General features: G+C 38.6%; 24 protein-coding genes. 21 read left to right on the forward strand and 3 right to left on the reverse strand.

The window, feature by feature from the left end:
• Positions 1–4: 4 nt before the first annotated feature.
• From ACIP9W_RS20085 to ACIP9W_RS20120, 8 genes are all read left to right on the forward strand, one after another.
• Entirely contained in the window at positions 5–1,114 is a 1,110-nt protein-coding gene (locus tag ACIP9W_RS20085) for a tartrate dehydrogenase (RefSeq protein ID WP_400792918.1), read from the forward strand.
• Positions 1,101–1,847 (forward strand): SDR family NAD(P)-dependent oxidoreductase, encoded by a 747-nt coding sequence (locus ACIP9W_RS20090; protein ID WP_400792920.1) that lies wholly within the window; start codon positions 1,101–1,103, stop codon positions 1,845–1,847. Before ACIP9W_RS20085 ends, ACIP9W_RS20090 begins: the two co-directional genes overlap by 14 nt.
• Before the next feature lie 21 nt (positions 1,848–1,868).
• Positions 1,869–3,314 (forward strand): aldehyde dehydrogenase family protein, encoded by a 1,446-nt coding sequence (locus tag ACIP9W_RS20095; RefSeq protein ID WP_400792968.1) that lies wholly within the window; start codon positions 1,869–1,871, stop codon positions 3,312–3,314.
• Positions 3,315–3,464: 150 nt separating this feature from the next.
• Positions 3,465–3,665, forward strand: coding sequence for a DUF3311 domain-containing protein (locus ACIP9W_RS20100; protein WP_400792921.1), 201 nt, complete (start codon positions 3,465–3,467; stop codon positions 3,663–3,665).
• A complete protein-coding gene (locus tag ACIP9W_RS20105; RefSeq protein ID WP_400792922.1) occupies positions 3,662–5,140 on the forward strand; it encodes a sodium:solute symporter family protein in 1,479 nt (492 codons plus the stop codon). Before ACIP9W_RS20100 ends, ACIP9W_RS20105 begins: the two co-directional genes overlap by 4 nt.
• 45 nt (positions 5,141–5,185) lie before the next feature.
• A complete protein-coding gene (locus tag ACIP9W_RS20110) occupies positions 5,186–6,472 on the forward strand; it encodes a M20 family metallo-hydrolase (RefSeq protein ID WP_400792923.1) in 1,287 nt (428 codons plus the stop codon).
• 34 nt (positions 6,473–6,506) lie between these two features.
• Positions 6,507–8,129, forward strand: a complete 1,623-nt coding sequence (locus ACIP9W_RS20115) for an amidohydrolase (protein ID WP_400792924.1) — start codon at positions 6,507–6,509, stop codon at positions 8,127–8,129.
• Positions 8,130–8,144: 15 nt separating this feature from the next.
• Positions 8,145–9,191, forward strand: a complete 1,047-nt coding sequence (locus tag ACIP9W_RS20120) for a C45 family autoproteolytic acyltransferase/hydrolase (RefSeq protein WP_400792925.1) — start codon at positions 8,145–8,147, stop codon at positions 9,189–9,191.
• Between the two features lie 32 nt (positions 9,192–9,223).
• On the opposite strand, the gene ACIP9W_RS20125 is transcribed toward ACIP9W_RS20120, so the two are convergent.
• Positions 9,224–10,879 (reverse strand): PucR family transcriptional regulator, encoded by a 1,656-nt coding sequence (locus tag ACIP9W_RS20125; RefSeq protein ID WP_400792926.1) that lies wholly within the window; start codon positions 10,877–10,879, stop codon positions 9,224–9,226.
• 152 nt (positions 10,880–11,031) lie between these two features.
• Here ACIP9W_RS20125 and ACIP9W_RS20130 point away from each other — a divergent pair, with 152 nt between their 5' ends.
• The 5 genes from ACIP9W_RS20130 (at position 11,032) to ACIP9W_RS20150 (ending at position 17,241) form a co-directional block, all read left to right on the forward strand.
• On the forward strand, positions 11,032–12,495 hold the full coding sequence (locus ACIP9W_RS20130) for a CoA-acylating methylmalonate-semialdehyde dehydrogenase (RefSeq protein ID WP_400792927.1): 1,464 nt from the start codon (positions 11,032–11,034) through the stop codon (positions 12,493–12,495).
• A 68-nt stretch (positions 12,496–12,563) separates the two neighbouring features.
• The gene (locus ACIP9W_RS20135; RefSeq protein ID WP_400792928.1) at positions 12,564–13,934 is read left to right on the forward strand and encodes an aspartate aminotransferase family protein; all 1,371 of its coding nucleotides are present in this window, start codon (positions 12,564–12,566) and stop codon (positions 13,932–13,934) included.
• Positions 13,935–13,977: 43 nt separating this feature from the next.
• Positions 13,978–15,111: an alanine dehydrogenase gene (gene ald, locus ACIP9W_RS20140; protein ID WP_400792929.1), complete on the forward strand. Its 1,134-nt coding sequence runs from the start codon at positions 13,978–13,980 to the stop codon at positions 15,109–15,111.
• 327 nt (positions 15,112–15,438) lie between these two features.
• A complete protein-coding gene (locus ACIP9W_RS20145; protein ID WP_400792930.1) occupies positions 15,439–15,930 on the forward strand; it encodes a sigma-70 family RNA polymerase sigma factor in 492 nt (163 codons plus the stop codon).
• The gene (locus ACIP9W_RS20150) at positions 15,931–17,241 is read left to right on the forward strand and encodes a DUF4179 domain-containing protein (protein WP_400792932.1); all 1,311 of its coding nucleotides are present in this window, start codon (positions 15,931–15,933) and stop codon (positions 17,239–17,241) included.
• A gap of 147 nt (positions 17,242–17,388) precedes the next feature.
• On the opposite strand, the gene ACIP9W_RS20155 is transcribed toward ACIP9W_RS20150, so the two are convergent.
• Complete coding sequence (locus ACIP9W_RS20155) at positions 17,389–17,844, reverse strand: ribosomal maturation YjgA family protein (protein ID WP_400792933.1); 456 nt, start codon at positions 17,842–17,844, stop codon at positions 17,389–17,391.
• Between the two features lie 259 nt (positions 17,845–18,103).
• On the opposite strand from ACIP9W_RS20155, the gene ACIP9W_RS20160 reads away from it, so the two are divergent.
• Together ACIP9W_RS20160 and ACIP9W_RS20165 are read left to right on the forward strand one after the other, a co-directional pair.
• Positions 18,104–18,511, forward strand: coding sequence for a hypothetical protein (locus ACIP9W_RS20160; protein ID WP_400792934.1), 408 nt, complete (start codon positions 18,104–18,106; stop codon positions 18,509–18,511).
• Positions 18,512–18,577: 66 nt separating this feature from the next.
• On the forward strand, positions 18,578–19,687 hold the full coding sequence (locus ACIP9W_RS20165; protein WP_400792935.1) for a DUF1835 domain-containing protein: 1,110 nt from the start codon (positions 18,578–18,580) through the stop codon (positions 19,685–19,687).
• 134 nt (positions 19,688–19,821) lie between these two features.
• Here ACIP9W_RS20165 and ACIP9W_RS20170 read toward each other — a convergent pair whose 3' ends face one another.
• Positions 19,822–21,012 (reverse strand): oxalate decarboxylase family bicupin, encoded by a 1,191-nt coding sequence (locus ACIP9W_RS20170; RefSeq protein WP_400792936.1) that lies wholly within the window; start codon positions 21,010–21,012, stop codon positions 19,822–19,824.
• 282 nt (positions 21,013–21,294) lie between these two features.
• Here ACIP9W_RS20170 and ACIP9W_RS20175 point away from each other — a divergent pair, with 282 nt between their 5' ends.
• From ACIP9W_RS20175 to ACIP9W_RS20200, 6 genes are all read left to right on the forward strand, one after another.
• A complete protein-coding gene (locus ACIP9W_RS20175) occupies positions 21,295–21,501 on the forward strand; it encodes a helix-turn-helix transcriptional regulator (RefSeq protein ID WP_400792937.1) in 207 nt (68 codons plus the stop codon).
• A complete protein-coding gene (locus ACIP9W_RS20180; RefSeq protein WP_400792938.1) occupies positions 21,498–21,980 on the forward strand; it encodes a hypothetical protein in 483 nt (160 codons plus the stop codon). Before ACIP9W_RS20175 ends, ACIP9W_RS20180 begins: the two co-directional genes overlap by 4 nt.
• An 11-nt stretch (positions 21,981–21,991) precedes the next feature.
• Complete coding sequence (locus ACIP9W_RS20185) at positions 21,992–22,486, forward strand: hypothetical protein (protein WP_400792939.1); 495 nt, start codon at positions 21,992–21,994, stop codon at positions 22,484–22,486.
• Positions 22,487–22,503: 17 nt separating this feature from the next.
• A complete protein-coding gene (locus ACIP9W_RS20190) occupies positions 22,504–22,938 on the forward strand; it encodes a GNAT family N-acetyltransferase (protein WP_400792940.1) in 435 nt (144 codons plus the stop codon).
• Positions 22,939–22,940: 2 nt separating this feature from the next.
• Positions 22,941–23,306 (forward strand): YybH family protein, encoded by a 366-nt coding sequence (locus ACIP9W_RS20195; protein WP_400792941.1) that lies wholly within the window; start codon positions 22,941–22,943, stop codon positions 23,304–23,306.
• Positions 23,307–23,381: 75 nt separating this feature from the next.
• Positions 23,382–24,677, forward strand: a complete 1,296-nt coding sequence (locus ACIP9W_RS20200; protein WP_400792943.1) for an arsenic transporter — start codon at positions 23,382–23,384, stop codon at positions 24,675–24,677.
• Positions 24,678–24,964: the final 287 nt, after the last annotated feature.

Here is a 24,964-nt window from a genome sequence, read left to right on the forward strand (position 1 = left end):
GAGGATGGCAGAATACAATCTAGCAATCATTGCAGGTGACGGCATTGGTATTGAAGTAATGGAAGAAGCTTTGAAGGTATTAAGCGTACTAGAAGAACATGAGAATGATTTTAAGCTGAATATTGAGAAATTCCCGTGGAATTCGGATTATTATTTAGCTCATGGAAGAATGATGCCGGAAGATGGGTTAGAAACTTTACGAAATTTCGATGCCATTTTGTTTGGGGCTATAGGGGATGTGCGTGTTCCAGATAACGTCACGGTGTGGGAATTAATCATGCCTATTCGAAAACAATTCCAACAATACGTTAATTTCCGTCCGGTGAAAACGCTGCCAGGCATATCCTCACCGCTAAGGAATGGTGAAAATATCGATTTGGTTATTTTCCGTGAAAATTCCGAAGGGGAGTATTCGGATAGTGGTGGCCGTTTGTTTGAGTCACAGTCAACGGAGCTTGCAGTTCAAAATACAATCATGACTCGTGCAGGAATTGAAAAAATAACAAGAGCTGCTTGTGAGTATGCTGTGAGCACTGGCAGGAAAAAAGTGACGAGTGCAACTAAGTCAAACGCAGTAACGCATGCGTTGAAACTATGGGACGAGCATGTGAAGCGAGTCGTAACAGAAGAGTTTTCAGAATTAGAATTCGAATCGAATTATATAGATGCGCTTGTTGCCTATTTTGTACAAAGGCCACAATCATTTGAAGTTGTCGTCGCATCGAACTTGTTTGGAGACATTCTATCGGATCTTGGTTCAGGAATTGTTGGAGGATTAGGGCTTTCGCCTTCAGCTAATATTAATCCGGAAAGAAATTATCCTTCCATGTTCGAACCCGTCCATGGATCTGCACCGGATATTGCGGGTAAAGGGATCGCAAATCCAATTGCTCAAATATGGTCAGCAGCACTAATGATGGAGCATTTGGGCAGAAGAGATCTCTCATTAAAAATAGTCCAGGCGATTGAAGAAGTGCTTTTTGAAAAGAAAGTAATAACAGCTGACATTGGCGGAAATGCGACAACTAGTCAAATGGGTTCAGCAATTATGGAGAAAATTAAAGAACAGTACATTACTGAAAAAATGGGGAGTTTAATTCATGGAACTAACTAATAAAGTAATCGTGGTAACAGGTGCAGGTGGTGGAATGGGCAAAGCAATTGTTCAGCAATTATTGGAACGAGGTGCTTTCGTTGTTGGCATCGATCTATCAGTTGATTCACTAAAAGATATTCCGCAATCTAAATTTGTTGCCAAAGCAGCTAACATCTTAGATGAAAAAAAAATCTCGGAAATCTTTTTGGAGATTAATAATGAACAAGGAAAAATCGATGGTGTAGTAAATGCAATTGGTATTGCACAACCGCAAACACCGATAGAAGAAGTGACATTAGAGCAATGGCACAGGATCATGAATATTAATGCGACTAGCCTATTTATAACGTGTAAAGAAGCTGTGAAATATATGAAACCGAAACGCCAAGGGTCAATTGTTACGATTGCTTCTATTTCAGCTGTTAGGCCACGACCAGGACTTCAATCATATATTGCTTCAAAAGGAGCCGCAGAAAGTTTTTCAAGAGCAATGGCAATAGAATTGGCGCCTTATTCAATACGGGTAAACACGATCCATCCTGGCCCAGCAGATACGAATATGCTTGGGCAATTCGCCGCAAAAAATGCGGACGTTGGTACTGTGAAAGCTGATACATTCAAACAAAGTGTTCCATTAGGCGACTTAATCCAACCGGAGGATATTGCACATTCCGTCACCTATTTATTGTCGGATGTTGCAAAGATGGTGACAGGTGCTACATTGCATGTTGATGGTGGAAGAGGTCTGTAATAATGAGAGGTAGTGATGAATATGAAACGGATTCCAATGCTTATTAACGGAGAATGGGTTGGTGATGATCGTCATGAATGGATGCCAGTTTTCAATCCTTCAAATGGCAAGAAAATTGCAGAAATTGTAAAAGGAAATGAGCGTCACGTGGATGATGCGGTATCTGCCGCACAAAGAGCGTTCGAAAGCGATGAATGGCAAAAAGTAAAACCCTTTGAGCGCGGGCAACTTCTGGTGAACCTTGCGAATTATATAAGAGAAAATGCAGACCAATGGAGCGAGTGGGAATGTGCAGATGTGGGAAAACCGATTTCACAAGCACGTGCAGATGTTGAAGCTGCAGCCAGATATTTTGAGTTTTATGGGGGAGCAGCAGACAAAGTGATGGGTGATTCTATACCTATCGAAGATGGCATATTAAACGTAACTGTTTTAGAACCACTGGGTGTAACAGCACATATTATTCCCTGGAATTATCCTCTCCAAATCATTTCCCGGAGTGTAGCAGCGGCTATTGCAACTGGAAATGCAGTCATTGTGAAAAGTGCGGAAGATACGCCGATGACCGCTCATGCAATTGCAGAATGGTTTGTGGCAAGCGGTTTGCCAAAAGGTATTTTCCAGCATGTGACTGGTTTAGGTTCCGAGGTTGGAGGTCCATTAGCGTCACATCCTGACATTGCGCACGTGACATTTACGGGTTCTGTAAATACAGGAATCTCCGTAATGAAAGCAGCGGCGGATAACGTTGTCCCTGTAACGCTCGAACTTGGCGGTAAGTCTCCAAACATTGTATTCGCTGATGCTTCTGAAGAAAAGGCATTGGAAGGTGTTGTGAAAGCGATTATTCAAAATGCAGGTCAAACATGTTCTGCAGGGTCAAGATTGTTAGTTGAAGCTTCATATAAAGAGGAGTTTTTAAGCAAGTTGAAAGAAAAATTCAGTAAACTAACAATTGGTCCAGGAAGTGAAGATAACGATATTGGGCCAATTCTAAATAAACGGCAATATGATCAAATCATGAGTCGGATTGAAGAAGCGAAGAGTATAGGGAAAATTGTAACTGGAGGAAAATCGGTAACGATTGAAGGTTCTGAAGGTGGATTTTATATTGAGCCTACAATTATAGACGAACTCTCTCATTCCTGTTCTTTAGCTCAAGAAGAGATTTTTGGACCCGTGTTAAGTGTGTTCACTTTTAATGACGTTGAAGATGCGATTCAATTGGCCAATGGGACAGATTATGGCCTAGTCGCAGGTGTTTGGACGCAGAATATTGATGTTGCACACTATGTTGCATCTAAGATGAAATCTGGACAAGTGTTTATTAATAATTACGGCGCGGCAGGTGGTATACAAATGCCGTTCGGAGGTTATAAAAAAAGTGGGATTGGAAGAGAAAAAGGGTTCATTGCATTGCGAAACTACACGCAAATAAAAAATATAGCGGTGAAATTTGGTATTTGAAATTTATAAAAGAAGTTCAAATAAGCGCGAAGATTTACATTTTTTTTTACCTAATGAAAGTAATTACAAAATAAAATAGTTATATAGTATTGGCGATAATTGTGATAATTGCTCTTATTTTGCAGTGGAAATTGAGTTAGGAGGAGCTCTATGAAGTACATTCAACTATTGATTTTAATTCCTTTTATTGGTTTTCTAGGATTCCTACCATGGGCAAACCGTGTTGAACCGTATGTCCTTGGAATGCCGTTTTTATTGTTTTGGCTTGTACTTTGGATGGTACTATCACCAATAGTATTAGTCATTGTTTATAAATTAGATCCAGATAATAGGGAAGGTGAAACAGAATGAATATCTCATTAATTATTATTAGCTTATTTCTATTATTGGCTCTTTATCTCGGAATATCATCTACTCGAGGAAAAGAGATGAGCATGGAGCAATGGACTGTTGGAGGGCGAGGGTTCGGAACACTGTTCATCTTCTTTTTAATAGCAGGAGAAGTGTATACAACATTCACTTTCCTCGGGGGTAGCGGATGGACGTTCACAAGAGGTGCCGCCGTTTATTACGTACCAGCTTATATCTTTCTTGCTTATGTGCTATCTTATTGGTTCATCCCTAAAATATGGAAGTATTGTAAGGAGAACAATCTTATATCACAGCCGGACTACTTTGTTTCTAAATATAAAAGCACTGCTTTGGGTGTATTAGTAGCAATAGTAGGGTGTGTGGCACTAATTCCATACATCGTTATTCAATTTAAAGGGCTTGGAATCATAGTGTCTCAAGCATCTTATGGTACGATTTCTCCAGTTGTGGCAAGTTGTATAGGAGCGGCCGTTGTTGCCACATACGTTATGGTTTCAGGTATCCATGGTTCGGCCTGGACGGCGATTATAAAAGATTTCATGATTTTAATTGTTGTCATCTTTCTGGGAATTTACATCCCATTTCATTACTTCGGAGGAATCAAGCCGATGTTCGAAGCGGTTGAGATGGTAAAACCAGAGCTCTTGACATTGGCGGATACAGGGTTTAGTAATTCGTGGTTTACTTCCACTGTTATTTTTAACGCAATCGGATTTTATATTCTTCCAACATCATTTATGGTCATTTTATCAGCGAAAAGTGCGAAAAGTTTGAAGAAAAATGCAATTACATTACCTTTGTATACCATTCTATTACTCTTTATTTTCTTTGTTGGATTTGCTGCCATTACAGTAATTCCTGAACTTGATGCAGCGCAAGGTGATCTTGCCCTTCTTACATTAGCTATCAAGACGTTTGATCCTTGGGTTATCGGAATCATTGGGGCGGCTGGTCTGTTAACTGCTTTAGTTCCATGTTCTGTCATGCTAATGTCGAGCGCTGCAGGACTTACACAAAACTTATATAAGGTTATTGTTCCGAAAGCTTCTGATAAGCATTTGTTGACTGTTTCTAAACTCTTCATTGTAATAATTTCACTTATCGCTCTATATTTTACAATAACGGGCGGAGAGGCGATGGCCATATTAAATATTATGTCCTATAGTCTGATTGTTCAACTGGCTCCTGCACTGTTTCTAAGTATTCAACGAAACAATATGATTACAAAAGAAGGCGCATTCATGGGCATTGTGACAGGTGTTATCGTTGTTTTGGTTATGACGTTAAAAGGAATTGGAATAGGAGATTTACTACCACAGGCACCTCAGTGGGTACAGGATATCAATGGTTCGTTTGTTGCTTTAACCTCGAACATAATAGTTATGCTTATCGTGAGTATAGTTTCAAGAGCATTCGCTTCCATAAAACATACTAAACTGGAAGAAGCTAAATAAGCGACTACTGTTTCTATATTAAATTGGAGAGGGGATAACGAGAAAATGCTAACTATAAATGCTGAAAGATTAAATGAGAAACTAAGAGAACTTGCTGAAATAGGAAAAATTGGGGATACGGGTGTTTCTAGACTTGCCCACTCGAAGAAAGATAAAGAAGCTGTATTAAAAGTGAAAAGTTGGATGGAAGAGGTTGGCCTTTCGGCGAGAATTGATAACTTTGGCAACTTAATAGGACGGTTGGAAGGGGAAAATCCGGATGCACCAGCGCTTATGCTCGGATCACATATCGACTCTCAACCTTATGGTGGGAGGTTTGATGGCGTTCTTGGAGTTCTTGGAGCACTTGAAGTAGTTCAAACATTACAAGAACAAAAGATTACCCCTGCTATTTCTATTGAAGTAGCGGCATTCTCGGATGAAGAAGGATGTAGATTTAACAAAGGGTTATTTGGCGTAAGAGGGATACTCGGCAAGCTAGAAGAAGGAGAATTAGATCGACAAGACAAAGATGGTGTTACAAGAAGAGAGGCGTTAATTGAATTTGGGTGTGATCCCGATAAATTCAAGGAATCTGAATACAATCTTTCTAAAATTGCTGCGTTTTTAGAACTTCATATTGAACAAGGACCTGTTTTGGAAGCTAAAGGCGAGGCAGTTGGAATTGTTACTGGAATATCGGGCCCATTATGGCTGACAGTTGAATTGACGGGGCTAGCAGGTCATGCTGGTTCAGTTCCAATGCCAATGCGCCAAGATGCTCTCGTTGGTGCAGCGAAAGTAATCGTTAAACTAAATGAACTGACAAGTAAAATTCCCGGCGCGTCAACCGTAGGAACTGTTGGAGGTTTAAAGGTGTTTCCAGATTCACGTAATATAATACCAGAACAAGTAACATTTACTGTGGACTTACGAGACATCGATGAAACGAGAAGAGATGAGATTGAAAGTGAATTGCGTCAATCAATTAATCAAATTGCGACTGAACACGGCTTAACTTATAAAATCACGGAAGATACAAAGAGTGAACCTCGTTTTTGTAACGATAAAATCATGAATATTATGAAAAGTGAAAGTGAGGAAATAGGGATCAATACTCCTGAGCTGATGAGTGGGCCTTTTCACGATTCACTTGCGATGTCCTACGTTTGCGATTATGCAATGATTTTCGTTCGATCAAAAGGTGGAATCAGTCATAATCCGAAAGAATATTCAGCTCCGGAAGATATTGCGCTTGGAACTGAACTGCTGTATAGGACGGTTGTGAAATTAGTAGTCGATGAGCATTTATTGACAGGAAATCCAGTGGTAACGGAAACTATTTCATTTTAATTCTAAAAAACAATTCTAAAGGGAGGCTATTTTTATGACTCGAAAGCATTTATTTATTAACGGTGAGGTACTAACAGTTAACGCTAGAAATCAGATCGCTGAAGCAGTTGCTGTGCAAGGAAAACATATTATTGCGGTAGGTACGACAGAGGAAATTTTAAAGTTGCAAGATGAAAATAGTGAAGTTGTTAATTTGGATGGGCGAAGTCTTCTTCCTGGAATTATTGATTCCCATCTTCATATAACGATGTATGGAACAAATGAAGTTTCTGTTTCGTGCAAGGATGAATCCGTGAAATCAATTGATGATCTATTACAAAAGTTGAAAGAACGAGCAGCAGGTACCCCTGCTGGAGAATGGATACGAGCTTGGGGGTATCACGACAAAAAAATTGTAGACAAGCGCTTCCCGACAAAAGAAGAGCTCGATTCTGTTTCTACAGACCATCCAATAATTGTAGTCCGTGCATGCGGTCATATATCTGCTGTTAACAGTTATGCCCTTAACCATGTATCTATCGATAATAACACGCCAGATCCGGAAGGTGGAATTATTGAACGGAAGGAGAATGGTGAAGCGACAGGTCTTCTTTTCGAAAACGCTCATATGCAAATGTTTCAAGTGGCTACATTTTCTAGGGAGGAAATCGGAAAGGCGCACGCTGTAGCATCAGAACATTTTGCAAAAGCCGGAATTACATCTGTCCATGACGCCTCGGGCTATGGCACTTCCAATCTCCGAGCGCTTCAACAAGACACCTTAAAAGGGGTTATTAAACAAAGGGTATACGCCATGGGTGGGGCATTAAGCGAACCGGAAAATGTAGTGAAGGCACTACTTGCTTCCGGGTTTGTAACGGGTCTTGGGAATGACCGATTTAAAGTCGGACCCGTGAAAGTTTTTCTGGATGGAAGTAGTAGCGGTCCGACAATTTGGACAAGAGAGCCGTATACAAGCAATCCATCCAATTATGGGGTCCATTATTTTGAACAGGAAGAGTTAGAGGAATTATTTATTCCGGCACATGAACAAGGGTGGCAAATTACTGCCCATGCGCAAGGCGATGCGGCAATAGATATGCTATTAACTTGTATTGAAAAGGCAAATCATAAGTTTCCGCGTGAAGATGCTCGGCATCGTATCGAACATGCAGGGGTTGCTGCTCCGGACTTAATTGCAAGGATGAAAACGGCAGGAGTCATACCGACTCCGAATCCTGCTTTTTTATATGAATATGGGGATGGCTATTGTGAAAGTTATGGAAAAAGAGCGGAGCAAATGTATCCGCTAGCAAGTTATATAGAAGCAGGGGTTCCTGCCGCAGTAGCTTCCGATTGCCCAGTTACGGATTTCACTCCAATGCGGGGAATCCATAGTGCTCTTACGAGACGTTCACAAACAGGTAGGGTAATTGGTGAAAAAGAGACGGTATCATTATTGGATGCAATTCGTATGTATACCATTAATGGGGCATATGCTTCTTTTAGTGAAAAGGAGACAGGGTCAATCGAGCCCGGCAAATTAGCTGATCTTATTATCCTAGATCGATCGATCATACAGTCAAATGTAGAGGATATTCCATCTATACAAGTTGAATTCACGATGATTGACGGTGATGTTGTTTATGAAAAACTGTCGCAAGGTGTAAATTCATAATAGGAGAGTGGAATCTTGAAAACGATTGAACTACATGGAACATCTTTTAATATTGGGTTGGAACACGGTGTACAAGGGAAGAAAGAAGTACATCGCAGTTTGGAAACATATGAAGAACTATTTAAGGGCTATGCTTCACTATCCTGGCAAGAAGCGAAAGAAAAAGCGCTATTGCACTTGGATGCCATCGAGGCATATCGCCCTAATTACCTAGAGGAAATGGAAGGAATTGCACGAGGCGCTGGTGTCGAATTTGAAGATATACTGACGCTTAATACAAGAAGTGAAATCGCACTAACAAATTCACCGGATGGATGTACATCGCTTGCAATTACGGAGCCGCGAAGTTCTAAAACTTGGTTAGCCCAAAACTGGGATTGGAAAGGTGAACAAACGGATTCTCTGCTATTTTTAAAAATTAAACAAGGTAACAAACCTAACATTGAAATGGTTACAGAAGGCGGTATTATTGGCAAGATTGGGTGCAATGATGCAGGGGTAGGAGTATGTTTAAATGCGTTGATGACGCGTACTTGTGAGCCAAAAGTTCCAATCCATCTTGGATTACGGGCAATTTTAGATTCGTTTACGTTCGATGAGGCATTATCTGCAGTTAGTCACAACCAGATGGCTTCACCTGCGCATTTTTTAATTGCTTCAAGAGAGAAGAAAATAGTAAGTGTAGAGGTTTCACCAATCTATACAGCACAAATTAAACCAGAAAATGGGGTACTTATCCACACGAATCATATTTGCGCACCTGCTATGCAAAAGGTAGTAGCTGATAAGCCTCTTGATGATTCCTATCATCGCTTAAAAGCAATTGATAGACTGATAACTTCCTTAAGTGGCGATGTATGGGCTAGTGATATCTTTTCCTTATTAGCTGATCATGATAACTATCCTGATTCTATTTGCAGACATGAAAATCCAACCAAGTTGTCACATGAAAAGATGGAAACTGTTTTTAGTATTGTGATGGATTTAACTGGCAACAAGCTTTCTGTCAAATTAGGAAATCCTTGTTTAAGTAAAGAAGTTTATACAACAATAACTTGTTGATTTTGTATACAAAAAAAGAAAGTCGCCTTGCTTCAGTGAGCAGTGGCGACTTTCTTTTTTTGGTGGGCTTTTCCGTTTAATAGTCCGTATGCTTTAATGGCTGTTTCAAGAGCTAGACGATTCGCAGGTTTCATAAAGTCGTCTCCAAGAAGTTGTTCCAGCTTTTCGATACGGTGATATAACGTCTGTCTGACGATAAAGAGGCGTTCTGCAGCTTCCTTTTTGGAGCCCATATATTCTAGGTAGACAGAAAGCGTTTCTAAAAGGTCGCTTTCCATTTTCTCGTCATAATCGATAAGTGCTCCCAAATAATTTTGAACATAATTTTCTAGACATCCGCTCTTTTTTAAAGGGAGTAAAATTTGATATACACCAAGGTCTTCATAAAAATGTGAGTCTAAAATTGTTGCTTGGAGTAGTTGGAGTACTTCGTTTGCCTCTTCATAGCCGTTCGTTACATCTGAAATTTCTTTATACACCATACTAACTCCAAACGAACATTCTTTCCGATCTATAAAGTGATTCTCTTTCATTGCCATAATACTATCAATGATCTGAGAAAAGCGGTCTTTGTCCAGTTTTAAATAATCCGCTGCGATGAAAGAAGCTATGACTGCTATTTCACTTTTACTCGAAGAAACAGCTGGGAAAAACCCATGACGTTTAAAGAGTGTACGGATCATCATCGACCTTTGCAGTTTAATTTCTTCCCAATCTTCCTCATCGAATCTTGACTCAGGGAAATTCATTCGAATGATAAAAATTCTATAATACATATTGCGACTAGTAGCAGGCAAATAAGTTTGTAAATCGTCCTGATCAACATCTCGACCGTTTAAGAGGTTTTGGACAAACTCATCCTCGCTATGCTGCTTACGTTCTTCAATCGTGCGGTTTCGTAATAAAATTTGTGCAATAGCAAGTGCTGCACGATCCAAAATAAGGAAGGTGAAATCATCTGACATTGATTGCTTCACTTGGAGGCACAGATACCCCCAGGTTTGTCCAAGTCCTTCAACTGGCATAAGCGCAAATGTTTGTTTATCAAGCGTAAATAGTTTCTGTTCTATATGGAAAGATGAAGAAGTTTCAAGATAAGTTCGGATGGTTGTTTCAAACTCTTTACTTTCGGATGGGTAATAATAGGATCGCCCATTATCAGAAATGAATATAACCCCTTGCTGAAAAAAATGGTGTAGCTCCAGTAGGATTTTCAAAATACCATTGGGTGTAAGAGACGAAGCATTGAATTTTCTAGACAGCGTATCGAGCTGTGAAAGCATTTGATGGTGTTGATTGATGATAAATGTATGTAGGTCTTGGGTGATATCAACAAATTTCACGGTGTTCTCAAATGTAATAATCGGAAAAGAGTGCTTATTTGCAAGTTCAATGAGTTCTAACGGAATTTCCTTGAAGTAAATTCCCAACTCAATACAAATACATGCGACATCTTTTTCTATCAACTTCATCACATATTCTAATTGCGTAGGAAGATCTGGTAGGAGACCTCCTCCCGTAGTAAGAATCATTTCACCTCCGTTTATTAATGATTCAAAGTCATTTACTTCTAACACATGTGACCATTTCACTTGCCGCTCTAATCCACTTTCTCCCGCAATAACTCTTGCACATTTGAACGAATCACGAGCAAGCACATCCCGAACAGTCAATTTCAATTCATTCATCCAAAAGATACCTCCCCATAACGTAAAAATAATAAGGTCATGATTTAACATAGTGTAAAGTGACAATAGTCAAAATAATTTGTAAAGTATACTATGAAGTCTATCGAAAATAGCATGAACTATCAAGAGAAATAGAATAGGAGGAATAAAATATGACGACTACAGCAGTAGAAAAGAAAACGCTAACAAATTTCATCAATGGACAATGGGTAAAGTCAACGACAGATAAATATGAAGAAGTACCGAATCCAGCAACCGGAGAAATTCTTGCAGAAGTTCCGATTTCTACGAAGGAAGATTTGGACAATGCAGTAAGAGCTGCAAAAAAAGCGTTTGCCAAATGGAAAAAGACAGCTGTTCCACAGCGATCTCGAATTTTGTTCAAATATCAACAGTTATTAACTGAAAACTGGGATGAACTGGCGAAGCTCATTACGATGGAAAACGGAAAAAATTACAACGAAGCATATGGTGAAGTGCTACGAGGAATTGAATGTGTAGAGTTTGCGGCTGGTGCTCCGACACTCATGATGGGTACACAACTACCGGATATTGCGACGAATGTTGAGTCTGGTATGTACCGTTATCCACTTGGAGTGATTGGAGGAATTACCCCTTTCAACTTCCCTATGATGGTGCCGTGCTGGATGTTCCCTCTAGCAATTGCGAGTGGTAATACGTTCATTCTAAAGCCATCAGAGCGCACGCCACTTTTGGCAAATCGTCTTGCAGAGCTACTGCATGAAGCAGGCCTACCGGATGGAGTTTTCAATATCGTACATGGTGCACATGATATCGTGAACGGCATCCTTAGCCACCCGGACATCCCGGCTGTATCATTTGTAGGCTCACAGCCAGTAGCAGAATATGTATACAAAACAGGAACATCGAATGGCAAGCGCGTACAAGCATTAGCAGGTGCCAAGAATCATACGATTGTCATGCCTGATGCTGATATGGACTTAACTGTAACTAACATCATTAATGCTGCATTTGGGTCTGCTGGAGAAAGATGTATGGCTTGTGCAGTCGTCGTTGCTGTAGGCGATGTAGCAGATCAGTTGGTTGAAAGATTAGTGGAAGAGTCGAATAAGATGACAATTGGTAACGGTTTAGAAGAAGGGGTATTCCTTGGTCCAGTCATTCGAGATTCCCATAAAGACAAAACATTAAGCTATATCGAATCAGGTATTGAAGATGGCGCGAAGCTGTTACGTGATGGCCGTAGCGATAAATCCTCTTCAGAAGGTGGTTATTTTGTTGGACCGACCATTTTCGATCATGTAACACAGGAAATGAAGATTTGGAAAGAAGAAATTTTTGCACCAGTATTATCTATCGTGAGGGTGGAGGCATTGGAGGAAGCAATTGAGTTTGCGAACAAATCAGAGTTCGCAAATGGAGCATGTCTATTTACAGATAGTGCAAAAGCAATCCGTCAGTTCAGAGAGGAGATCGATGCGGGAATGCTTGGTGTAAACCTTGGAGTACCTGCACCAATGGCATTCTTCCCATTCTCTGGTTATAAAAAATCATTCTACGGCGATCTACATGCCAATGGCCGTGATGGAATTGAGTTTTACACCCGCAAAAAAATGTTAACAGCACGTCACTGATCGTAAAGTATTTGTTCAACAAAGGATAAATGGGCTGAAGCTTATAAATTAAAAAGGGAGTGGAGAAAATGACAACAGCAAAAGAAACGACAAAGTCATTAGTGCAAAAAGACCGTGAAAATGTATGGCATCACATTTCTGCTTACAACGAAAAGAATCCTCCGATGGTTGTAGAGAGCGGAGAGGGAGCATGGATTACTGATCATGATGGCAACCGTTATCTTGACGGGATGTCTGGATTGTGGGCAGTGAATGTTGGCTATGGTCGTGAAGAACTTGCACAAGCAGCATACGAGCAAATGAAAAAACTAGCGTATGTACCGATGACTCAAAGTCACGGACCAGCAATTGAATTAGCAGAAAGGTTAAACAAAATGCTTGGCGACGATTATCAGATTTTTTATTCGAATAGCGGATCTGATGCTAATGAAGTAGCGTTTAAGCTGGCGCGTCAATACCATCAGCAAAACGGGGAACCTTCTCGTTATAAATTCATTTCCCGTTATCGTGCCTATCATGGAAGTTCAATGGGGGCACTAGCAGCGACAGGTCAAGCATTACGTAAATATAAATATGAGCCGCTTGCACCTGGATTCTTACATGTAGCACCACCTGATAATTACCGTAGACCAGCAGGACAATCGATCGAAGAATATAATATCCAACGTGCTCAGGAGTTTGAAGAAAAGATTATTTGGGAGCAAAAAGAGACGATTGCGGGAATTATAATGGAACCGCTTATCACAGGTGGCGGTATTCTCATTCCACATCCTGTTTATTTAGAAAAAGTCCAAGAGATTTGTAACCGTCACGGTGTATTGCTTATTGTAGACGAAGTGATTTGTGGTTTCGGACGCACAGGAAAAGCGTTTGGTCATCAGCATTTCAATCTAAAGCCGGATATCATTACGATGGCAAAGGGACTGACAAGTGCTTACTTGCCACTATCTGTAACCGCGATTCGCAAAGATATTTATGAAAAATTCGACACTGGAGAAGAAAACAGCCATTTCCGTCACGTAAATACGTTTGGTGGAAATCCAGCAGCTTGTGCGGTTGCATTAAAAAACCTAGACATCATGGAAAGAGAAAATCTATTTGAACGTTCTGCTGAAATTGGAGAACGTGTGCTAAAAGAGTTAGAGACTCTTAAAGAGCATCCATTTGTCGGAGATATCCGCGGTCTTGGTTTCCTAATAGGGATTGAGCTTGTAGAAGACAAGGAAACAAGAGAGCCAGCGACTAATGCGCGTGTCGCAAAAATTATTGGCGAGTGTAAGGCAAACGGACTCATTATTGGAAGAAATGGGGATACGGTTGCCGGTTATAACAATATTCTAGCACTTAGCCCACCGCTTTCTTGTACGGATGAAGATGTCGATTTTATCCTTGCGGTACTAAAAAAAGTATTTAAAGAAAACGAGTCTTTCAAAGGTTGAACAATATCAAGGAATACTACACGTAGACTGAGGAGGAGTATAAATGAAAATCGGTGTTCCAAAAGAGATAAAAAACAATGAAAATCGAGTTGCAATGACACCAAGTGGAGTTGTTACATTAAAGAATGCTGGTCATGAAGTCTATATCGAAACAGGAGCTGGTTTAAAATCAGGTTTTACTGATGAGGACTACAACCGCGAAGGAGCCATTGTTGTTGCAACAGCAAAAGAGGCTTGGCTAGCTGATATGGTGATGAAAGTAAAAGAACCATTAGAAGAAGAGTACGGCTACTTCCGAGAAGGTTTGATCCTCTTCACCTATTTGCATTTAGCAGCTGAGCCAGCTCTGACGAAAGCTCTAATTGACAACAAAGTCGTTGCAATTGCCTATGAAACAGTACAATTGCCGAATAACACATTGCCATTGCTATCGCCGATGAGTGAGGTAGCTGGTCGAATGGCTACACAAATTGGCGCACAGTATCTGGAACAAATCCACGGTGGAAAAGGGGTTCTATTAGGAGGCGTTCCAGGTGTATCACGCGGCAAAGTGACAATTATCGGAGGCGGGATTGCTGGAACGAATGCTGCACGTGTTGCAATTGGTATGGGAGCACAAGTAACTGTTATCGATTTAAGTGTAGATCGACTTCGCCAATTGGAAGAGCTTTTCGGAAATGATGTGCAGACACTTGCGTCCAACCCTTATAATATCGCTGTATCGGTGAAAGATTCAGATCTGGTTGTTGGAGCAGTTCTTATACCGGGTGCACGAGCTCCAAAACTCGTTTCGGAAGAGATGATTAAGTCCATGAGTCCTGGTTCTGTACTTGTCGATATTGCGATTGATCAAGGTGGCATTTTTGAAACATCGGACCGAATTACAACGCATGATAACCCGACATATGAAAAGCATGGGGTTGTTCATTATGCAGTTGCTAATATGCCAGGTGCAGTTCCTTATACGTCGACAATGGCTTTAACAAACATGACCGTACCATATGCTTTACAAATTGCGAACAAAGGATATGTCCAAGCTTGTCTAGATAATGAGCCCCTTTCAAAAGGCGTCAACATATTAGACGGTCATGTTACGTACAAGGCGGTTGCGGAAGACCTTGGGTATGTATATAAATCTATACACGAATTACTAGAGAAGGAAGTTGTGCATCAATAAATAAAATGAACGAGGTAAATATTAGTAAAGAGCGATTAGTTTAATAGAGATTAATATTACAAACAAAGGGCAGCTTCTCCTAATTAAAACTTAGGGAAAGCCGCCCTTCTTTTTATTAGATGTATTTGGAAACGGAATTTCTGATGATGAAATTGGCTTCAGAGTCAAAAGAAATAGTTTATCTATTCCAACAATTAAATAAGCGTTACAATTTGAACAGAGGTTTGGATCGGATATCCACTTTCGAAAATGAACTCTTTTATGGAGAAAGTAAAATGAACGATTTACAATGTCAAACTGTCTAATAGATAACAAGGGGGTGGGAGCATGGATTTGGAAAAACAAGCAATTGCAGGTGAAGAACAGGCTTTATTGGAGCTATTAACCCGACATGAGGAGATGCTCTATCGGATTGCCTTTGCATACCTGAAAAATGAGCATGATGCGGTTGAAGCGGTGCAAGAGCTGACTTATCGAGCATTAAAAAAGATTCATACTGTAAAAGAACCCGCATACATAGCAACATGGCTTGTTCGAATTATCATTAATATCTGTTTAGACGTGAAAAAGAAGCAAAAGAAATTTGTCTATAATCATGATATGGAAGTCGCTTCGGTGGATCAGCAACCATTCGAAATAGTTGATATCATCGCAAGTTTACCAACAGAACAACAAGAACTCATTTACTTAAAATATTTCCATGATATGAAGAACGCGGATATTGCACAGTTAAAGAAAATTCCCGAGGGCACTGTGAAATCAAGGCTACATACGACATTAAAAAGATTACGTGTACTAATGGAAAAGGAGGAACTGTAAATGACTAACTTGAACAATCAGGAATTGCAAAAGCTCACCGAGGAATTAGAAGCAATTGAAATCCCCAAAGAAGCCTTACATCAAGCACGCATAAAAGCTGTGCAACAGCACGGGTTGAGTAAGAGAAGAAAACGTCGTCTGTATTCATTTGCCAGTGTCGCTGCTATTATGCTGTTGCTGTTTGTAACTTCTATTCGAGTATCTCCGGTATTTGCGCAGACTATGGCCAAGATTCCAGGATTTGATTCTATCGTACATATGATTTCTTTTGATAAAGGAATCAGTGACATTGTTGAAAATAATTACTATGAAGAACTAGGAATTGTAGTAACAGAAGACGATTATACATTGACTTTACAGGGAGTTGTGGCTGATCATTCGGGTATGACTTTATTCTATAAGCTTGAATCTCCCTATGACCTTTCCAAATTGAGTATAACTTCTTTAGGAGTATCACAACAAGGTATCCCAATTGGGGTCACAAATCCCTACGTTTCCTCGAAAACAGGTAAGAGGACTGAGCAGGAAGACAAAATTGAAATTGTATCCGCCACTGATTTATCGTATGAAAATAGGAAATTTGAATTTAATATGAGTTTGAGTGATGTAGCAGAAGCAGAAACAAAGATCACCGTACCGTTCACACTCACTAAGCCTATTGAACAACCAAAAGTATATGAGGTGAATCAAGACGTTGTTGTAGACGGTCAAACAATTAATATTAAGCAGCTGAAAGTTTCACCATTACGTGCAGAAATCCGTCTAGCTGCTGATGAACAAAATACGATGCAATTACTAAAATTTACATCGATACGATTGATTGATGAGAATGGCGAAGATTGGGGCCAACTAAGTAATGACTCGGGAGGAGTCAGCAATGTACATGACGGTGACGTGAGCTTATTTTTACAAAGTAATTACTTCCGACAACCGAAAAAATTAACGCTAGAAATAGATAGAATTCAAGCACTTCCAAAAGGCTCGAACTATATCGAGGTAGATTTTGAGCAAAAGAAAGTGCTGTATCTGCCGAGTGACTTGGATATTACTGTTCAAGTACCATCGGATAATACATTGGAAGTCACTTATCCATCTAGCGGTTGGCTGCTGTTTTCTCAAATGGTGGATCAAGAAGGCAAAAATTTAAGTAATAATCTAATTGAAACGCATATGAGCAGAGAAGAACCTTATGTCACAGAAGTTTCTACATTTGATTTTGAAAAGGTAGTGAATCCAATTCGGTTCCATATTAATAGCTATCCACTGTATTTGGACGGTAAGGTAGAAATTGATATACCCCTTTATGAATAGGGTTTTTACCTTTAAGTAACAAACCCCACCGTTATAAGAAAGTAAGTCCTCTTGGCGGCGGGGTTTATTGTGTATTAGGATAGGTCAATAAAAGTTAAAATGTTCGCGTCGAAAGGTGATATTGAAAAAAACTATTCTGTTAGCATATCATTTTGGTGATTTTCGGATAGGTTTTCGCTGGATGAACAAAAGTACCACTTTATCGAGGAATGCGGCTAACAGAATCCCAACTGCATATCGAAATAAATCTTCTGTCAGAAATCCTTTGCCGAATATTAAAGCTCCGAGTGAAGTAGCACGAATTTGCTTTATCCATTCTCCTTGATATAGCTGGCTGAATTCAATACTAAAGCTAAAAAGGAAACTAATCCAAATAGCTAAAGATAACGTTTTACGTACCAAAAGGAAACGGAGTCCGTAATAGACCATCATAGCCCAAATAACATCCCCTGCGTTTTCCGCTAAAAACGACGGAAGATTATAGCTGTATTTCCTAGAGGCTAGCCCAAAGAAAATAGTAGTGGCAACTACAATTACATAAGCTATTCTAATTTTAAAGTAACGGAAATGGAGATTTTCGTTTTTAATAGTCAATGTGATCACTCTTTGGAATATATTTATTCGTTAATCCTCAATATACAAGTATTGTATGATGGAAGCAAGGTTGTACAAAATCGAATTCTTTGATTTGTACAGAAAGCATTTGCTCGTAACGGTACTTTCTTATTATAGAAGGAGTTAATAGTATTTACGTTGAATAAGTAAAGTGAAAGGAGCTTCCAAAGAAACACTTTTTCATTAGGTGAAATTAAAAAGAATATTCATGTCGAGCTTCATCATTAAATAAGATACGGAGTGGAAAATGGATAAAAATAAACGTTCGTACTTTTGGATGGCTTTTACAAATACGATTATTCTTTGTTTGGCTCAAATTATTTATTGGTCAATCCTAGTCGAAATGATGGATACATTAGTTTTTCAATTTTTAGTTTTTCCTATAATCATTGTATTAATAAATACTATTCTTTGGTTCAGCAAGTTAAAACTAAAATTCTATCAACATGCGCTATTCGTCTATGGCGCATTCTTTGTTTCGATTATTGTTTCTTCATTTCTTATATTAATAGTGTTAGACCATCCGGAACTTCCACCTGGTGAAGTGGTATTATTTGCAGATGTTTTATTTATTATTATCACTTCAACCGTACAGTTGTTAATTTTAATGCTGTTAAATTTCATTATGTATATTGTTTATAGAATCTTTGTTTAAAAATCTTTTGAAAAAGTCACTTTGAGATAGAGTCCGAGTTTAATAAAAGTAATTTCTTAGGAGGTTGTGGTCATAAAAACTAAAATTAACTATCCATTTATATATATCTTGATGGATCCAACTATAGTGTTTGTTTATAAAATCGAAACACAAAATTACATAACTGTTTTGGATTTAAGTAGAACGGAAGCTTGGGGAACATTTGAATTAGAACAAGAAGTTGAATTTGAAACATTTGATCATCGAAAAAATAAATCTACTCAAGGTCGAACATTTTTTGCCAATCAGGATGACATGGTCTTGCTGGTAGAATTCATCAATCAACAGATCCAAAAAAATCGTCAGTTACGTACAAATGGACCGGTACATATCGTTTCCTCGGAATCTACGGCGGGTTCCTTAAAAAGCGGTCTACTAAGGCCAAAGACTGTAATAGGCTTTCCAGATTTTCTTTCCATTGGACCATTGGGTAAACTGGATGAAAAAATGGCGCAAACTTATCGAAAAGATTGGTTAATCGACAATATTAACTTCGAACAGGAAACAGAATATCCCATAAAATTTTCAAATACACTTCGAGAAATAGAAGATATACCAAGTGAAGTTCCTATCTATATCTGGTATGGCAACAATGCAAATGAACAGGTATGTATGCGGTTTCTAATCCACTTATTAAAGGATAAAACAAATAAGCTATTTCTAATAAACTCTACTGATCTGTATGAAAAACATATAAGTACTCAAAAACAACCGTTACATATTTTCAATACCAGCCAAATTGAATCCCAAGATATAAAGATGTTGTTTGAAAAAAATAATAAGGACACTCCACTATCTGATAAAGAACGGAATCATTTACAATTGGAGTGGGAAGCATTAGCAAAAACGAAAGAAGTACTGCGTATTTGGAGAAATGGGGAAATAAAAGGCGTGCCTGAAGATCATGTTGATTCGCCGATTTTACAGATGATCGAGAATCTCCAAAAACAGCAAGGAAACAATGTTTTCATCAAAATTGGGGAAGTATTAGGAGAATTAATTGTACAACTGGAAGAGTTTGTTGATATTTTCTATTTGGAATATAGGATTCGGCATTTAATATATAGTGGCTTTCTCGAGATAAAAGGAATACCTAAATCGTTATGGAATTATAGCATAAGAATGCGCAATGAATGAACATCTGGGAGTCGGAGTACGCTTGTAAAGTACTCAAATTATTCGGTAGAATATTTGAAGAAGAAAAAATAACCTCTTGCAGATAAATATTGGCAAGAGGTTATTTTTATAGTAAGGGTGGCTTTGAGCAATTATTATTTAGGATAATAGGAGAATCCAGGATACTTTACGACCGGATGCTTCACTTTACTTAGTGCATCCAATAATTGTGATCCAACATGCAAATTGCTTTTCACTAGGCCACGTGGCGTAAGTGCCATCCATTGGTTTAAGGAGACATCAACAAATCGATCACTCTTAAACATTTCTAAAAACCATAAAGTTTGGTCGCCGGTATTTTGAATATAGTGACCATTAGCAAAAGGAACATATCCTACATCACCAGCTCTATAGTCAAATGTACGAGCTGCGCCATTCCCGGTAAACACCGTCATACGTCCCTGCCCGGAAAGGTAATATTGCCATTCATCATTATTCGGATGCCAATGCAGTTCTCTCATCGCCCCCGGTTCAACTTCAACAAGTGCTGCTGCGATATTTTTAGATACAGGAAAATTAGTAGAGTCTACGATTCGTACGCTTCCTCCAGGGGTTTTCAATGGTTTTTGTGCTAGCAACTGATGCGTGAAACTTTGGGGAATGGTTCCGTAGGGAGATTGAACCTTTTCACTTTCTAGCGGGCCTGGAATCTTATCTTGATAAATATACACTTGCTTTGATGGAATATGGTCAAAGGCATTAATTGGTACTCCGAAATTAGCGGATAGTACGTCTTTTGGTGTGTGTGCGAACCAATCAGAGATAGATAAGGTGCTGAGATCTGAAAATTTACCATCATCAAAGACGAGAAGAAATTCGCAATGTTCCAGCCCCTGAATCGAATGGGGAAGTCCAGGGGGAAAGTACCAAAGATCTCCTGGGCCTACGTCAGAAATGAAATTTCTTCCCTCACTGTCGATGGACGTGATTCGCGCTCGACCTATTATCATATAGGCCCATTCTGCTTGGAGATGCCAATGTAATTCTCGTACACCACCAGCAGTCAAACTCATATTAACACCTGCAAGCGTAGTAGCGATGGGGAGTTCCCTAACGGTGATTTCTCGTGACCATCCTCCAAAATTTAATTTCATCGCCGTGTCTGAAAACGAAAATTTCATATTAGGGAGTAAGCCAGCATCTGTTTTAGGTGGAACTAACAAGTCGGGATTTTCAAGATCTCGCATTACATCTCTTGGTCCCGTATCATATCCTCCTGCTCCGTCCTGTCGGATCGGTTGTGGGATATTATCGTATATAGCTCGATTTTGTTCTGGATTATCCAATTCTTCAACTCCTTTTTGCGTATCGGATTCTTTTCTAATCTGATATATGATACGGATACTGAGTAAATGACTGTCTACATGATACAAATTCGTGACTAGGTCTAAATCAAACCAGTAATTGCACTTGAATAATTTAAAAATGGGAGGTAATCAGTATTGTTAGCTGAATATCCTCCTTTTATATTGTATAAAAAGTAAAGCAAAGCATTCAAAAAGTAAAATGAACTATACAAAAAGACAAATAAACTATACAATGAAAAGAGAATGTTTGGAGGGAGCAGTTTGCTAAAAAATCGAGTAAAGGAATTAAGAGCTAGATTCAACTTGACGCAGGGTGATCTTGCTGAAAAAACTGGCGTAACTAGACAGACAATTGTTTCGTTAGAAAAAGGTAGCTATACCCCATCATTACTGCTCGCCATTAATATAGCAGAAGTGTTTGGAGAATCCATTGAACAAATTTTTTATAAGGAGGACGATGCGAAATGAGGATGTATGTGACAGTTATTTTGAGGTGTTTGCTTTTTGTTGCCATAGCGCTAAGTGTGTATGATTATGTGAAAATTAATCAGTATTTTGAGCTATTTGGACGCGGTTATATTGATGAATTCTCTGTGTATATTAGTACTTGGAGAGGAACTTTTTTAACCATTGTTACTATACTTTTAATAATTTTTAACGTGGGTGATCTTATCGTAGTAAAGAAAAAGAAAAATGCTCTATTAAAAGAATATATTTTATCTGAATATGATGTTTCGGATGAGCGGTCTGTTGAAATCACTGGCAAAGCTGTTCGTTATGCATTTGTTTTTATTATATTTTACACGGTCATTCTTTTAGGGTCGTATATGCTAATACCAAATTATTTTCTCGATTATCCTTGGTATCCGATATATACGACCGCTTCGATACCAGTTTTTGGTTTGATCATTTATTTAGTAACCTTTAAATACTTTCATGCTCGGTGAGGGAGGCTATTATGAGAAATTTGACTGTAACAGTTATTTTACGAATACTTCTTATTATTTCATTCGCAGTATTGGCATTTGTTAATCTAAAGAATAATCAGCTTTCTGATATGTTTTTAAATAAGGAAATTAGCTTCGACTATTATAGAGAAAATAGGATTAATGCAGGGTGGTATGGTCTTATAGCTATAATTATTGGAATGATAAATTCTTCATACACACAGCATCTATCCAAAAAACGGAATAATGGAAGAATAAAAATGAGGGAAGTAGTTATTCCAGAGATGACTCATGAGGATGAAAGAGAGTCTGAAATAACTGGTAAGTCTGCAAAAGCAGCATTTTCTGTCATAGTTGTATTTACTATTCCTTTGCTAATTAGTTTTTCCGTGATTCCATATGCCGTTCACGCGCCTTTGAATTATGCTATATTTGCCATTGCAGTTTTACCTATTGTTGGATTTATTACCTATCTCATCACTTACAAAGTGCTATATTCAAAGTGACTAAGGAGATATGAAACGTGGAAGAAATAAACATGGAAGTTCTACCAACATCTATAAGAAAATTATTAGCGTACGCTATATCTGAAAGCAAAATTGATGCGGAGTATAAGCTTTATCAAAAAAAGGAAAACAGAAAATTGTATGGGTACAAGCAAGCTGAGCAATTTGTTGGCTGTATTGGAGTTGTATTTACAGTGGACAATACTTGTATTATTAAACAGATTGCAGTATCTCCCGATATGAGAGGGCGGGGAATAGGGGAGAGAATGATAGATTATATAATTGAAAACTATTCACTCTCCAAGATTTTTGCAGAAACAGATCAAGATGCAGTGAATTTTTATAAAAAAATGGGATTTACTATTACTAGCCTAGGAGAAAAATATCCAGGAGTTGAACGTTTTATGTGTAAATACAAAAGAACAGTAAGTATGAAAATACAGGAGGATTGATGATGGGCTACGAAAGAGCATTGGATCAATATTTAAGTGCGACAAATACGCATGACTTCAATAATGTGAGGAAAGTTCTTCACGAAGATGCAATTTACTGGTTTTCAAACAAAACTTGTACAACTAGACGTGAGATTCAACGTTATTTTGAAAATGCATGGAATCTTATAAAAGAAGAGGTCTATTCAGCAGAAGATGTTAAGTGGATGACGAAAGACGAGAAATCTGCGACATGTATTTATACGTATCGATATGAAGGGTATTATAATGGAGAATTTGTAAAAGGCAGTGGAAGAGCCACGAACATCTTCACAAAAGGAGATAATGGAGAATGGAAGCTAATCCACGAACACTTAAGCGGTATATAAGAATTGCAAGATAGGAAAACATCGAATGTTACAAATATATTATAGGTGCATGGCACCAAAACGGGGGCTTTTTGAATGACGGATGCGATTTTGGCATCTTTGATTTTTCTTTTGACACTCACTTTAGTTATTTGGCAGCCTAGGAACTTATCCATTGGATGGTCTGCGTGTGGCGGGGCTTTGATTGCTTTAATAGTTGGAGTAGTGGGATTTCAAGATGTACAAGAAGTAATAGGAATTACATGGAATGCAACATTGACTTTTGTTGCGATAATTATCATTTCATTGATTTTAGACGAAATTGGATTGTTTGAGTGGGCGGCGCTTCATATGGTGAAAGCTGCTAATGGTAATGGTGTGAAAATGTTTGTGTATGTCAGTATATTAGGTGCGATCGTGGCAGCTTTTTTCGCCAATGATGGGGCGGCTCTTATTTTAACGCCAATCGTTCTTGCGATGGTTCGGCATTTGCATTTTAAAGAAAAGATGATTTTTCCGTTTATTATGGCAAGTGGATTTATTGCGGATACCACATCTTTACCATTTGTCGTAAGTAATTTGGTGAATATTGTATCGGTTGATTTCTTTGGTATTGGATTTGCGGAATATGCTTATCGAATGTTGATACCCAATTTGTTTTCCTTAATTGCAACAATAACGGTGTTATATATCTATTTTAGAAAAAGTATCCCGAAAACTTATGATTTATCGAAATTACGCATTCCTCGGGAAGCGATAAAAGATGTTGGAATGTTCCACTTATCCTGGGGAGTGTTATTTATCTTGCTTGTCGGTTACTTTATTAGTGAATTTATTGATATGCCGATATCCATTATCGCAGGGGTCATCGCTGTTTTATTTTTATTGATTGCGAGAAGAAGTACCGTAGTAAATACGAAGGCGGTTGTGAAGGGAGCACCTTGGAGTATCGTTTTTTTCTCTATAGGTATGTATGTCGTTGTATATGGAATGGGAAATGCTTGGTTAACAGGTTCTTTGGCGAGTGTTGTTGAATTTATAGCAAACAAAGGACTATTTGTTGCGACAATTGGAATGGGCTTTATCGCAGCATTTTTATCTTCTGTTATGAATAATTTGCCCACTGTCATGGTTGATGCATTAGCAATCGCAGAAACGAATACTTCTGGGACGATACGTGAAGCACTTATTTATGCAAATGTGATTGGATCGGATTTAGGTCCTAAGATTACTCCTATTGGTTCGCTTGCGACACTCGTGTGGTTACATGTTTTATCTCAAAAAGACATTAAAATTTCATGGGGAACTTACTTTAGAACGGGAATAGTATTAACAATCCCAATTTTATTTATTACGTTATGCGGGCTCTATATAACTTTACTAGTTTTCTAGAGGGGAATGCTTTTCAGCGTGCAGCGGAAGTATTTGTACTTCCACTCATATACATAATTATTAGTACAATCGAACCAAAGAATCAAGGGATAAATGGTTGATTTGAATCACAGCTTGTACAATTAAAACAGAACGTATGTGTGGTATGATAGAAGAGTAATAAAATAGCGTGTTCAAGGGTGGTCGGCATTTCCAATTCACTATTTTGGGATCTTTTCCAAAATAGGAAAGGAGATGTTGCTATATGACAACTTTCGAGTCTTTAATGTTCGCAGTGGCGTTCGCTG

It is taken from the genome of Psychrobacillus sp. NPDC093180 (assembly GCF_044754065.1).
Classification (GTDB): domain Bacteria; phylum Bacillota; class Bacilli; order Bacillales_A; family Planococcaceae; genus Psychrobacillus.

What these genes read in the sequence shown, in the direction of transcription:
- ACIP9W_RS20085 (WP_400792918.1), top strand. Translation starts at nt 5, where the DNA reads ATGGCAGAATACAATCTAGCAATCATTGCAGGTGACGGCATTGGTATT.
- ACIP9W_RS20090 (WP_400792920.1), top strand. Translation starts at nt 1,101, where the DNA reads ATGGAACTAACTAATAAAGTAATCGTGGTAACAGGTGCAGGTGGTGGA.
- ACIP9W_RS20095 (WP_400792968.1), top strand. Translation starts at nt 1,869, where the DNA reads ATGAAACGGATTCCAATGCTTATTAACGGAGAATGGGTTGGTGATGAT.
- ACIP9W_RS20100 (WP_400792921.1), top strand. Translation starts at nt 3,465, where the DNA reads ATGAAGTACATTCAACTATTGATTTTAATTCCTTTTATTGGTTTTCTA.
- ACIP9W_RS20105 (WP_400792922.1), top strand. Translation starts at nt 3,662, where the DNA reads ATGAATATCTCATTAATTATTATTAGCTTATTTCTATTATTGGCTCTT.
- ACIP9W_RS20110 (WP_400792923.1), top strand. Translation starts at nt 5,186, where the DNA reads ATGCTAACTATAAATGCTGAAAGATTAAATGAGAAACTAAGAGAACTT.
- ACIP9W_RS20115 (WP_400792924.1), top strand. Translation starts at nt 6,507, where the DNA reads ATGACTCGAAAGCATTTATTTATTAACGGTGAGGTACTAACAGTTAAC.
- ACIP9W_RS20125 (WP_400792926.1), bottom strand. Translation starts at nt 10,879, where the DNA reads ATGAATGAATTGAAATTGACTGTTCGGGATGTGCTTGCTCGTGATTCG.
- ACIP9W_RS20130 (WP_400792927.1), top strand. Translation starts at nt 11,032, where the DNA reads ATGACGACTACAGCAGTAGAAAAGAAAACGCTAACAAATTTCATCAAT.
- ACIP9W_RS20135 (WP_400792928.1), top strand. Translation starts at nt 12,564, where the DNA reads ATGACAACAGCAAAAGAAACGACAAAGTCATTAGTGCAAAAAGACCGT.
- ald (WP_400792929.1), top strand. Translation starts at nt 13,978, where the DNA reads ATGAAAATCGGTGTTCCAAAAGAGATAAAAAACAATGAAAATCGAGTT.
- ACIP9W_RS20145 (WP_400792930.1), top strand. Translation starts at nt 15,439, where the DNA reads ATGGATTTGGAAAAACAAGCAATTGCAGGTGAAGAACAGGCTTTATTG.
- ACIP9W_RS20150 (WP_400792932.1), top strand. Translation starts at nt 15,931, where the DNA reads ATGACTAACTTGAACAATCAGGAATTGCAAAAGCTCACCGAGGAATTA.
- ACIP9W_RS20160 (WP_400792934.1), top strand. Translation starts at nt 18,104, where the DNA reads ATGGATAAAAATAAACGTTCGTACTTTTGGATGGCTTTTACAAATACG.
- ACIP9W_RS20180 (WP_400792938.1), top strand. Translation starts at nt 21,498, where the DNA reads ATGAGGATGTATGTGACAGTTATTTTGAGGTGTTTGCTTTTTGTTGCC.
- ACIP9W_RS20185 (WP_400792939.1), top strand. Translation starts at nt 21,992, where the DNA reads ATGAGAAATTTGACTGTAACAGTTATTTTACGAATACTTCTTATTATT.
- ACIP9W_RS20195 (WP_400792941.1), top strand. Translation starts at nt 22,941, where the DNA reads ATGGGCTACGAAAGAGCATTGGATCAATATTTAAGTGCGACAAATACG.
- ACIP9W_RS20200 (WP_400792943.1), top strand. Translation starts at nt 23,382, where the DNA reads ATGACGGATGCGATTTTGGCATCTTTGATTTTTCTTTTGACACTCACT.